Here is an 11891-nt window from a genome sequence, read left to right on the forward strand (position 1 = left end):
GACGGCATGATGGGCGTCGGGGTCGCGCAGCTGGAAAAGGGTGTCGGTGCCTGGATCTACCATTGCTACTGCGTGAGGTTCGTCCCTCACCACAACAGGTTTTCGACGTGGGGTCCACGGTTACACGACGTGTGACCGGTGCGTCGGCATCACACGTCATCACGCGACTCGAAGGTCGTGCAGTGCTGCGCCCCGCAGCAACTCGGCTGGACGTGCTCGTTCGGAAAGAAGGGAACACAGTGGCGGATCGCCTGATAGTGCGAGGTGCACGGGAGCACAATCTGCGGGGAGTCGACATCGACCTGCCGCGGGATGCGCTGATCGTGTTCACGGGTCTGTCCGGATCGGGCAAATCCTCACTCGCCTTCGACACGATCTTCGCCGAAGGGCAGCGTCGCTACGTGGAGTCGCTGTCCGCATACGCGCGGCAGTTCCTCGGCCAGATGGACAAGCCGGACGTCGATTTCATCGAGGGCCTCTCGCCTGCGGTCTCCATCGATCAGAAATCGACCAACCGCAACCCGCGATCGACCGTAGGCACCATCACCGAGGTCTACGACTACCTCCGGCTGTTGTACGCGCGTGCAGGAACGGCTCACTGCCCGGTGTGCGGCGAGCAGATCGCCAAGCAGACTCCGCAGCAGATCGTCGATCAGGTGCTGGACATGGAGGAGGGCCTGAAGTTCCAGGTTCTAGCGCCGGTGGTTCGTACCCGCAAGGGTGAGTTCGTCGACCTGTTCGACTCGTTGAACACGCAGGGCTACTCGCGTGTTCGCGTCGACGGCGTCGTACATCAGCTCACGAGCCCGCCGGTGCTCAAGAAGCAGGAGAAGCACGACATCGAGGTCGTCGTCGACCGCCTCACCGTCAAGTCGAGCTCGAAGCAGCGTCTGACCGACTCGGTGGAAACCGCCCTTCGGCTGGCCGACGGCATCGTGGTGCTCGACTTCGTCGACCGTGACGAGAATGCGTCGGACCGTGAGCGCCGGTTCTCCGAGAAGCTCGCCTGCCCCAACGGACACCCGTTGTCCATCGACGATCTCGAACCGCGGTCGTTCTCCTTCAACTCGCCGTACGGTGCGTGCCCGGATTGCGTCGGACTCGGCGTGCGCAAGGAGGTCGATCCGGAGCTGGTCGTTCCCGACGGCGATCTCAGCCTCGCCGACGGTGCCATCGCACCGTGGTCGATGGGCCAGACGTCGGAGTACTTCGGCCGCCTGCTCTCCGGGCTCGCCGACGCCATGGGATTCGACCTGAACGCGCCGTGGAACAAGTTGCCCGCCAAGGTCAAGCGCGCAGTCCTCGAGGGCAGCGATCACCAGGTGCACGTGAAGTACAAGAACCGCTACGGTCGCACGCGCTCGTACTACGCCGAGTTCGAGGGTGTGATGCCGTTCCTGCACCGCCGGTTGGAGCAGACCGAGTCCGAGCAGATGAAGGAACGCTACGACGGCTACATGCGCGACGTGCCGTGTCCCACCTGCAACGGGGCGCGGCTGCGGCCGGAGATCCTGTCGGTGACGATCGCGGCGGGCGACTTCGGCCCTAAGTCGATTGCCGAGGTGTGCGAATTGTCGATCGCCGACACCGCGAATTTCCTCAACAGCCTCACTCTCGGTCGCCGCGAGGAAGCAATCGCCGGGCAGGTCCTCAAGGAGGTACAGGCTCGCCTCGGCTTCCTGCTGGACGTCGGTCTGGAATACCTGTCACTGGCCAGGACCGCAGGCTCGCTGTCCGGCGGCGAGGCCCAGCGCATCCGACTCGCCACCCAGATCGGATCGGGACTCGTCGGTGTTCTGTACGTTCTCGACGAGCCGTCGATCGGACTGCATCAGCGCGACAACCGTCGGCTCATCGACACGTTGACGCGGTTGCGCGACCTCGGAAACACCCTCATCGTCGTCGAGCACGACGAGGACACCATCCGTACCTCCGACTGGATCGTCGACATCGGTCCGTTGGCGGGTGAGCACGGCGGACGCGTCGTGCACAGCGGTTCGTACGAGGACCTGCTGACCAACGAGGAATCGCTGACCGGTGCGTATCTGTCCGGACGGATGGAGATTCCGCTGCCCGACACCCGTCGTGTCGTGGACAAGAAGCGTCAGGTCACCGTGGTCGGTGCCCGCGAGCACAATCTCCGTGGCATCGACGTCAGCTTCCCGCTCGGTGTGCTGACCTCGGTCACCGGGGTGTCGGGTTCGGGCAAGTCCACACTCGTCAACGACATTCTCGCGACGGTGATGGCCAACAAGCTCAACGGTGCCCGCCAGGTTCCCGGTCGGCACACCCGCATCAACGGCCTCGATCAGCTCGACAAGCTGGTGCGGGTGGATCAGTCGCCGATCGGACGCACGCCGCGCTCGAACGCGGCCACGTACACCGGTGTGTTCGACAAGATCCGCACGCTGTTCGCGGCGACCACCGAGGCCAAGGTGCGCGGCTATCAGCCCGGTCGGTTCTCGTTCAACGTCAAGGGCGGCCGGTGCGAGGCATGCTCGGGAGACGGCACACTCAAGATCGAGATGAACTTCCTGCCGGACGTCTACGTTCCGTGCGAGGTCTGTGAGGGTGCGCGATACAACCGCGAGACGCTCGAAGTCCATTACAAGGGCAAGACCATCGCCGAGGTCCTGGACATGCCGATCGAGGAGGCTGCCGACTTCTTCGAGGCCATCACCTCGATCCACCGCTACCTCAAGACACTCGTCGAGGTCGGTCTCGGGTACGTCCGACTCGGCCAACCGGCAACGACGTTGTCCGGCGGCGAGGCGCAACGCGTCAAGCTGGCAGCGGAACTGCAGAAGCGGTCCACCGGCCGCACGGTCTACATTCTCGACGAACCGACCACCGGCCTGCACTTCGAGGACATTCGCAAGCTGCTCGGCGTCGTGAACGGCTTGGTGGACAAGGGCAACACGGTGATCGTGATCGAGCACAATCTCGACGTCATCAAGGTCTCGGACTGGGTCATCGACATGGGCCCCGAAGGTGGCTCGGGCGGCGGAACGGTTGTGGCGCAGGGTGATCCGGAGGCAGTGGCGGCGGTCTCGGAAAGCTACACCGGCAAGTTCCTGCAGGAGGCGCTCACCCGGGAGTCGGTCGTCGCCCCGCCGGTGAAGGCGGCTGCGAAGAAGCGTAGGCCTCGCAAGGTCGCCGCCGTCCGATAAGCGCTGCAGTCAGCTGGCACCGTCCGGTTCGGACCCCGTGAACGACGAAGCCGCATCCGGTAGTCACCGGATGCGGCTTCGTGCGTCGGTCTCGACTTGGCTGGTGTTCTGCTCAGTGCACCGGACCGGTGTACTTCTCGCCGGGGCCCTTTCCCGGCTCGTCCGGATGGGCCGAGGCTTCCCGGAATGCGCGCTGCAGTGCCTGCAGGCCGTCGCGGATGGGTCCGGCATGGGGGCCGAGGTATTCCACCGACGCGGTGACCAGGCCGGCCAAGGCGGTGATGACGCGGCGTGCCTCGTCGAGGTCGAGGTAGGGGCTCTCCGCGGGATCCGGCTCGGACAGTCCCAACTTCTCGGCTGCGGAACTCATCAGCATCACCGCAGCGCGGCTGATGACCTCGACCGCGGGGACTTCGGCGAGTTCACGGACTTCGGGCTCGGTGCCGACGGGGTCGGCACCCGCGGGATCGCCATCGGCGGGAGTGGGGGCGCTGGTCATGCCTACGAGAATCCCACGCCGCCTGCAGCGGGGAGAATCGGGTGCCGACGCTGTCGGGGGCGATCGGGCTCGATTGTCGGTTTCTCGAATCGGCTGGTAGTGTAACTCGACGACCGTCTTCGGCGTGCGCTCCTCGATGGAGTTCACCGCACGGAGGCAGCAAGTGGAGCCCGACTCCCACCGGCACGTAGCCTTCAACAAGCTACTTCCCGGTCCGGTCGCACGAAGGAAGTCCTCATCGGCCTCCTGCGTGCTTCCTCCCAGTGAGGAGACTGTACGACGACAGTTGTCGTACGGGTCGACCGGTCGACATCGGGCCCTGCTATCGGATCACACCGAGAGCAGGGTTTTTTCGTTGCAGCGGTTCACATCGCTGCGGGGAATGTCGAGGATCGACGGCGACGGGCTGTGCCAGTGGCAGGCGGTCGGGTTACACACCACACCGCACTACCTAGGAGGCCCCATCAGCACTGAGACCCGCATCAACGATCGCATCCGAGTTCCCGAGGTCCGGCTTGTCGGACCGGGCGGTGAACAGGTGGGGATCGTGCGTGTTGAAGATGCACTCCGCTTGGCTCTCGAAGCCGACCTCGATCTTGTAGAAGTAGCTCCCGACGCACGTCCGCCGGTCTGCAAGATCATGGACTACGGGAAGTTCAAGTACGAGGCTGCGCAGAAGGCGCGCGAATCGCGCAAGAACCAGACGCTCACCGTCATCAAGGAGCAGAAGCTCCGTCCCAAGATCGACGCGCACGACTACGAGACGAAGAAGCGCAACGTCGTTCGCTTCCTCGAAGCCGGCTCGAAGGTCAAGGTCACCATCATGTTCCGCGGTCGCGAGCAGTCGCGTCCCGAGCTCGGCTTCCGTCTGCTGCAGCGCCTGGGCGCGGACGTCGCGGAGCTCGGCTTCGTGGAGACCTCGGCCAAGCAGGACGGCCGCAACATGACGATGGTGTTGGCACCGCACAAGGGTGCCAAGACTCGCGTCAAGGCACAGGAGAGCGCAGCGGCTCCGCCCGCGCAGCGCGCACCGGCCCCCGCGCCGGAACAGCCCGCCGATGCAGCCCCGGCTGCCGAAGCACCGGCCGCAGCAGCTCCGGCTACTCCGGCGCAGACCAACTGAGCCTCGCGCTCTACCAGTAAGACAGCCCTACACCTGCTTCGGTACACAGCTGGTCCGTAGCGATGTACGGCTGTGCCATGCAACACCGAAGAGCTATTACAGAAGAAGAGGATTTCATGCCCAAGCAGAAGACCCACAGTGGTGCCAAGAAGCGATTCAAGGTGTCCGGCAGCGGCAAGATCCTGCGCCAGAAGGCCGGCCGTCGCCACCTGCTCGAGCACAAGCCCACCAAGGTGACTCGTCGCCTCGATGGTGTCGCCGTTGTCAAGAAGGCCGACGTGCCGCGGATCAAGCGCCTGCTCGGCATCTGATTCGGCCCGCCGCCGACTGATTTCGGTCGGCTTCATCCCATTACCATTCGGGGTTTCACACACCCCCAGATCGACAGGATTCACCAGTGGCACGCGTAAAAAGGGCCGTCAACGCCCAGAAGAAGCGCCGTTCGATTCTCGAAGCGTCCAAGGGCTACCGCGGACAGCGCTCACGTCTGTACACCAAGGCCAAGGAGCAGCAGCTCCACTCGCTGACCTATGCGTACCGGGACCGCCGCGCGCGCAAGGGTGACTTCCGCAAGCTGTGGATCACGCGTATCAACGCTGCAGCTCGCGCCAACGACATCACGTACAACCGCTTCGTCCAGGGCCTCAAGGCCGCAGGCGTCGAGGTCGACCGCAAGATCCTCGCCGAGCTCGCTGTGTCGGATGCTGCGGCGTTCGCAAGCCTGGTCGCCATCGCCAAGGCCGCGCTGCCTGCCGATGTCAACGCTCCGGCCGGAGAAGCAGCCTGAGCGAGTCGACGTACGACGACTCAACACCGAAACGGCCCGTGGATTCGCTGACCGAGCGAACTCCGCGGGTCGTTTCGGCCGTCAAGCTCGCTCGAGCCGCAGAACGCAAGAAGACCGGGCTCTTTCTGGCCGAAGGCTTCAATGCGGTGTCCGAGGCGGCCCGGTCCCGGTTGGTTCGTGAGCTGTTCTTCACCGCGGATGCTCTCGAGCGCCACCGCGACCTCATCGCGTCCGTCGAGGCGGGTGGCGCACGAGTTCATCCGATGACCGACCGTGCTGCGAAAGCCTTGTCCGACACGGTCACTCCGCAGGGTCTCATCGCGGTCACCGAGTTGGTCGACGTCCCGATCGTCCGTGCGTTGGCCGGAACACCGCGGCTGGTGGCCGTACCGGTGGAGACGGCCGAGCCGGGCAATGCCGGGACTGTGATTCGCGTCGCCGACGCGGCAGGAGCGGATTCGGTCGTTCTGCTGGGCGATTCGGTGGATCCCCACAACGGCAAATGCGTCCGCGCCTCGGCGGGCAGCGTGTTCCATCTGCCCATCGCTCGGGAGCGATCGATCGAGTCCGGGATCGACGCGTTGCGCAGGGCGGGTCTGACCATCGTCGCGACGGCCGCCGATGGCGAAGTGGACTTGGACGACGCGGACGAGCTGCTCACGCAACCGACCGCGTGGTTGTTCGGCAACGAGGCACACGGACTCTCGGAGTCCGTGACGCGCGGCGCCGATCACCGCATTCGAATCCCGATCCACGGCCGCGCCGAGAGCCTCAACCTGGCGACCGCCGCGGCGATCTGCCTGTACGCGAGTGCCAGGGCGCAGCGACGCTCCGAAACCCCGTGAGCAGGTCTCACCTAGGATCGTTACCTGTCTGTTCTGAGCAGACACCGACTATTACTCGAGGAGTGCAGCTGTCGTGGCGAAGAAAGATGGCGGACCCGAGCCGGTAGATCCGTCCGTTCTCGAGGAGTCCGCGCTCGGATCCGCAGTGGACTCGGCCGAGCAGGCGTTCGCCGACGCGTCGGACCTCGATGCTCTGACCAAGGTCAAGATCGATCACGTGGGCGGCAAGGCTCCGTTGGCACTGGCGCAGCGCGCGCTCGGTGCGATCCCGGGGGACCAGAAGGCGGACGCGGGCAAACGCGTCAAGGCAGCGCGTGATCGAGTGCAGAAGGCCTTCGACGAGCGACGCGCCGTGCTGTCGGCCGAGCGTGACGCAGCGATCCTGGTCGCGGAAACCATCGACGTGACACTGCCGACCGACCGAGCTCCCGTCGGTGCTCGGCACCCCATCACGATCATCGCCGAACAGGTTGCCGATGTGTTCGTCGGAATGGGCTGGGAGGTCGAAGAAGGCCCCGAGGTCGAGACCGAACACTTCAATTTCGACGCGCTGAACTTCCTGCCCGACCACCCGGCACGCACGATGCAGGACACGTTCCACATCGCGCCGGAGGGTTCGCGTCAGGTTCTGCGTACTCATACCTCCCCGGTGCAGGTCCGGTCGATGCTCTCGCGTGAGGTTCCGATCTACGTCGTTTGCCCGGGACGGACGTTCCGCACGGACGAACTCGACACGACGCACACTCCGGTCTTCCATCAGGTCGAGGGTCTCGCGATCGACAAGGGCCTGACCATGGCGCACCTGCGCGGCACACTGGATGCGTTCGCGAAGGCGTTGTTCGGCAACGACACCCGTACACGCATGCGCCCCAACTACTTTCCGTTCACCGAGCCGTCGGCCGAGGTCGACGTGTGGTTCCCGAAGAAGAAGGGCGGGGCCGGTTGGGTCGAGTGGGGTGGCTGCGGAATGGTCAACCCGAAGGTGTTGCAGGCCAGTGGCATCGATCCCGAGGTCTACACCGGATTCGCGTTCGGAATGGGTCTCGAGCGGACGCTTCAGTTCCGCAACGACATCCCGGACATGCGCGACATCGTCGAGGGCGACATCAGGTTCACTTTGCCCTTCGGCGTTCAGGCCTGACGGACGTTCTTCACCCGCCCCACTTCTTCTCGGATACAAGAAAGAGCTGAGCACACGTGCGAGTCCCACAATCCTGGCTGACCGAGGTCCTGCACGCGGGAACGCCCGACTGGGCCGTCTCGCCCGAGGAACTCGACGCCGGTTTCGTGCGGGTCGGGTTCGAGGTCGAGGAACTCGATTCGCTGGACAACGTGACCGGGCCACTCGTGGTCGGTCGGGTCGGCTCGATCGAGGAGCTGACCGAGTTCAAGAAGCCGATTCGCTTCTGCCTGGTGGACGTCGGAGCAGCCGAGCCACAGGAAATCGTGTGTGGTGCCAGGAACTTCGCCGAGGGTGACCTGATCGTGGCCGCGCTGCCGGGCAGCGTCCTGCCCGGTGGATTCGCCATCGCGTCGCGCAAGACCTACGGCCGCAACTCCAACGGCATGATCTGCTCGACGCTCGAACTCGGGTTGGGTAAGGATCACTCCGGAATTCTGGTGCTGCCCGAGGGCACGGCCGCTCCGGGCGACGACGCCAAAGCCGTTCTCGGTCTGCTGGACTCGGTCATCGAGCTCAACGTGACCCCGGATCGCGGCTACGCCTTCTCGGTCCGAGGCCTCGCCCGCGAACTGGCCTGCAGTTTCGACCTTCCGTTCGTGGATCCGGCGCGCACGGTCCCCACCGAGGTCACCGGTGACGCCTGGTCGGTCACCGTCGAACCGAACTCGGGCGCTTCGCGATTCGCGTTGCGCAAGATTGTCGGCATCGATCCGACGGCGACGACGCCCTGGTGGATGCAGCGTCGACTGCTGCTGGCCGGCGTACGCCCGATCTCGGCGGCCGTCGATGTCACCAACTACGTGCTCCACGAACTCGGGCAGCCGTTGCACGCGTTCGATGCGGCAAAGCTCGACGGCGATCTGGTCGTCCGGCGTGCGAATGCGGGGGAGAAGCTGACCACGCTGGACGGCGTCGAGCGTTCTCTCGATGCCGAGGACGTCGTCATCGCCGACGGATCGGGAGCGATCTCGTTGGCCGGTGTCATGGGCGGCGCGTCCACCGAAGTCGACGACTCGACCACCGAGGTCGTCCTCGAAGCTGCGTCGTTCGATCCGCTCGCGGTGTTCCGCACCGGTCGTCGCCACAAGCTCTCCAGCGAGGCCAGCAAGCGTTTCGAGCGGACCGTGGATTCGGCTCTGCCTGTCGCAGCACTCGATCGGGCCGCACAGTTGTTGGTCGAGATCGCCGGCGGCCGGATCGAGCCCGTGTTGACCGATATCGGCGAGGCATCCGAATATCCCACGGTCACGATGGACTTCGACCTGCCGGACCGAATCGCCGGAGTGCAGTACCCCAACGGAACCGCTGCCCGACGGTTGACGCAGATCGGTTGCGGAGTCGAGGTATCGGTCGACGACGCCGGACACGGCCAGCTCATCGTCACCCCGCCGTCCTGGCGACCGGACCTGGTGCAGCGCGCCGACCTGGTGGAAGAGGTGCTGCGGCTCGAAGGGCTCGAACAGATCCCGTCGGTACTGCCGTCGGCCCCGGGCGGTCGTGGCCTCACTGCCGAACAGAAGCGCAGGCGTGCCGTCGGCAAGGCTCTCGCGTTCTCCGGGTACGTCGAGGTGTTGCCTCCGGTGTTCCTGCCCAAAGGCGTGTTCGACACGTGGGGTCTCGACGCGGACGACCCACGGCGCGCGACCACCTCGGTACTCAATCCACTCGAGGCCGACCGTCCCGAGCTCGCGACCACTGTGCTTCCCGGTTTGCTCGAGATGCTGAGCCGGAACATCGCGCGCGGTCAGCGAGACGTCTCGCTGTTCGGCATTGCTCAGGTGGTGCTCCGACACGACGCCACCGCAGCTGTGGACGCGTTGCCGGTCGACCGTCGGCCCACCGACGACCAGATCGCCATGCTTCGTGGTTCGTTGCCGGCGCAGCCGGTGCACGTGGGCATGGTGCTCACCGGTCAGCGTGAGTTGTCGGGTCCGTGGGGTCCCGGCCGCGCCGCAGAGGCCGCCGATGCGTTCGCTGCGGTGCGTACCGTCGCCGAGGCGTCCGGAGTGCACGTCGATCTTCGGGCGGCGCAACACCTTCCGTGGCACCCGGGTCGGTGCGCGGAGGTCCTGCTCGACGGTGAGGTCGTCGGATACGCGGGCGAGCTGCATCCGGCCGTGCTCGAGCGGGCGGGCCTGCCGCCGCGTACGTGTGCCGTCGAGTTGAGCCTGAGCGCTCTTCCCGTCGTCGAGTCGCTCCCTGCCCCCGAGGTGTCGCCGTATCCGGCGGTGCTGCAGGACGTGGCCGTGGTGGTCGACGCGTCCGTACCTGCGGCGTCGGTGGAAGCCGCGCTCACGATCGGCGGTGGCGACCTGCTCGAGTCGATCCGGCTGTTCGACGTCTACGAGGGTGAACAGGTCGGCGAGGGTCGCAAGTCGCTGGCATTCGCGCTGCGGTTCCGAGGTGCAGACGGCACCTTGACCGAGGATCAGGCAACGGCTGCACGCGATGCGGCGGTCGACGCGGCATCGAAGGCCGTCGGCGCGCAGCTTCGCAGTTGAACCAGCGCAGCTGCGCAGTTGAACCAGCGCAGTTGCGCAGTCGATCCGTGCACACCCGGGCTCCGGTGTCCGTAGCGTGGAGTCACGAGTACGACGGGTGACGGGAGCAGCGCATGAGTGAATTCGGAACAGACGGTGCGGCGACGGATCTTCAGGTGATCGAGGAGATCCTGGCTGCAGTGGCCGGTCGGTCCCGGTTGGCCCCGGTGGCGGCAGCCGCATCGGCGCTGGCGGTCGAGTTGCGCAATGCTGAGCCCGAATCCACTGGACCCGATCGCGGTGCACCACCCGGGACGGTTCCCGACGTCGACGTTCCGCAGGTGACCAAGCCGCGGATCGACCAGCCGCTCGGTGATCCACCGCCGGGGGCTCCGCTCGGCGGCACGGTTCCGGGGATAATCGATGCGGAGCTGGTCGAGGACCAGCCCGTCGGTAGCGGATACGGTGCCGGTGCGGTGAGCGCGCCGATCGGTGACTTCACCGATTCGGGGGTGCCCACGTGGGACGGTGTACGCGACAAGGTCGAACAGCGATCGGGCACAGCCGTCGGCGCGGAGGAACTGGACCGAGAGTCCAGGGCGGGCCGTGACCTCGACGAGCAGTGGAACGAGCGGCAGGACGCCGGCCGAAAGAAGCTCGACGAGATCCGCAGGTCCATGGGCGGACGCTGACACACCGGACCCGTTCATGAATGAGCTTGCATGATGCTGCATAATAAACCGCATGACTATTTCGGAGGCCACGCCGAGGCGCATCGCGGTGGCGGGCGCAAGTGGGTACGCCGGCGGCGAGATTCTTCGATTGCTGCTCGGGCACCCGGGAGTGCGCGACGGTTCCTTGGTCATCGGCACGCTGACCGCGGGCGGCAATGCCGGAGCGACGCTGGGTGAATTCCATCCCCATCTGTTGCCTCTCGCAGACCGCGTTCTCGCGCCGACCACCGTCGACGAGCTCGCGGGTCACGATGTCGTGTTCCTGGGGCTCCCGCACGGCAAGTCCGCCGAACTCGCGCTGCAGCTGCCCGAGTCCGTGGTGATCATCGACTGCGGGGCCGACTTCCGCCTCACCGACGGTGCGGCCTGGGAGAAGTACTACAAGAGTCCCCATGCGGGCAGTTGGCCGTACGGATTGCCGGAGTTGCCGGGCTGCCGTGAGCGATTGGTCGGTGCCACTCGCATCGCGGTTCCCGGGTGTTACCCGACGGTGTCGTCTCTCGCGCTCGCACCTGCCGTCGCCGCAGGCATCATCGAGCCCCGCGTCAATATCGTTGCCGTCAGCGGTAGTTCGGGTGCCGGCCGAGCTCCGAAGGCCGATCTTCTCGGTTCGGAGGTGATGGGTTCGGTTCGGGCGTACGCGGTTGCGGGCGCGCACCGCCATACTCCCGAGATCGTGCAGAACCTCTCGGCGCTCGCCGGTAGCGCTGTTGCAGTGTCCTTCACGCCGGTTCTCGCACCGATGCCTCGCGGAATCCTGGCCACCTGCACCGCGATCACCACCGCCACGCAGGCGCAGGCCGTCGAGGTCTACGAGAAGGCATATGCCGCAGAGCCGTTCGTGCACGTGCTTCCAGCCGGTCGCCTTCCGCAGACCGGTTCGGTCATCGGGTCGAACGCCGTGCAGTTGAGCGTGTCGGTCGATGCGGACGCCGGCTTGCTCGTCGTGATCGCGGCCATCGACAATCTGGCCAAGGGCACGGCGGGAGCCGCAGTTCAATCCATGAATCTTGCACTGGGAATCACCGAGACCGAGGGTCTCTCTACCGTAGGAGTAGCGCCATGAGCAG

The 11891-nt window shown here is 65.7% G+C and carries 10 protein-coding genes; 9 read left to right on the top strand and 1 reads right to left on the bottom strand.

The window, feature by feature from the left end:
- Positions 1–239: 239 nt before the first annotated feature.
- Positions 240–3170, top strand: a complete 2931-nt coding sequence (gene uvrA / locus CH291_RS21050) for an excinuclease ABC subunit UvrA (protein WP_094640381.1) — start codon at positions 240–242, stop codon at positions 3168–3170.
- Positions 3171–3282: 112 nt separating this feature from the next.
- Here uvrA and CH291_RS21055 read toward each other — a convergent pair whose 3' ends face one another.
- Entirely contained in the window at positions 3283–3669 is a 387-nt protein-coding gene (locus CH291_RS21055; RefSeq protein ID WP_068050975.1) for a DUF1844 domain-containing protein, read from the bottom strand.
- A gap of 382 nt (positions 3670–4051) precedes the next feature.
- Between CH291_RS21055 and infC the strand changes: the two genes are divergently transcribed.
- The 8 genes from infC to argC all read left to right on the top strand — a co-directional run bounded on the left by infC (position 4052) and on the right by argC (position 11887).
- Complete coding sequence (infC, locus tag CH291_RS21060; protein ID WP_045199680.1) at positions 4052–4792, top strand: translation initiation factor IF-3; 741 nt, start codon at positions 4052–4054, stop codon at positions 4790–4792.
- 116 nt (positions 4793–4908) lie between these two features.
- A complete protein-coding gene (gene rpmI, locus CH291_RS21065; RefSeq protein WP_008715923.1) occupies positions 4909–5103 on the top strand; it encodes a 50S ribosomal protein L35 in 195 nt (64 codons plus the stop codon).
- Positions 5104–5189: 86 nt separating this feature from the next.
- The gene (gene rplT, locus CH291_RS21070; protein WP_032378959.1) at positions 5190–5579 is read left to right on the top strand and encodes a 50S ribosomal protein L20; all 390 of its coding nucleotides are present in this window, start codon (positions 5190–5192) and stop codon (positions 5577–5579) included.
- Positions 5580–5617: 38 nt separating this feature from the next.
- Entirely contained in the window at positions 5618–6424 is an 807-nt protein-coding gene (locus CH291_RS21075) for a TrmH family RNA methyltransferase (protein WP_094688518.1), read from the top strand.
- A gap of 73 nt (positions 6425–6497) precedes the next feature.
- Positions 6498–7565 (top strand): phenylalanine--tRNA ligase subunit alpha, encoded by a 1068-nt coding sequence (pheS, locus tag CH291_RS21080; RefSeq protein ID WP_068283211.1) that lies wholly within the window; start codon positions 6498–6500, stop codon positions 7563–7565.
- Between the two features lie 56 nt (positions 7566–7621).
- Positions 7622–10108: a phenylalanine--tRNA ligase subunit beta gene (gene pheT, locus CH291_RS21085; protein WP_094669220.1), complete on the top strand. Its 2487-nt coding sequence runs from the start codon at positions 7622–7624 to the stop codon at positions 10106–10108.
- Positions 10109–10221: 113 nt separating this feature from the next.
- Positions 10222–10779: a hypothetical protein gene (locus CH291_RS21090; RefSeq protein ID WP_068050959.1), complete on the top strand. Its 558-nt coding sequence runs from the start codon at positions 10222–10224 to the stop codon at positions 10777–10779.
- 52 nt (positions 10780–10831) lie between these two features.
- On the top strand, positions 10832–11887 hold the full coding sequence (argC, locus tag CH291_RS21095) for an N-acetyl-gamma-glutamyl-phosphate reductase (RefSeq protein WP_094688519.1): 1056 nt from the start codon (positions 10832–10834) through the stop codon (positions 11885–11887).
- Positions 11888–11891 lie beyond the last annotated feature (4 nt).

The sequence above is a fragment of the Rhodococcus sp. 14-1411-2a genome (assembly GCF_002259485.1).
Classification (GTDB): Bacteria; Actinomycetota; Actinomycetes; order Mycobacteriales; family Mycobacteriaceae; genus Rhodococcoides.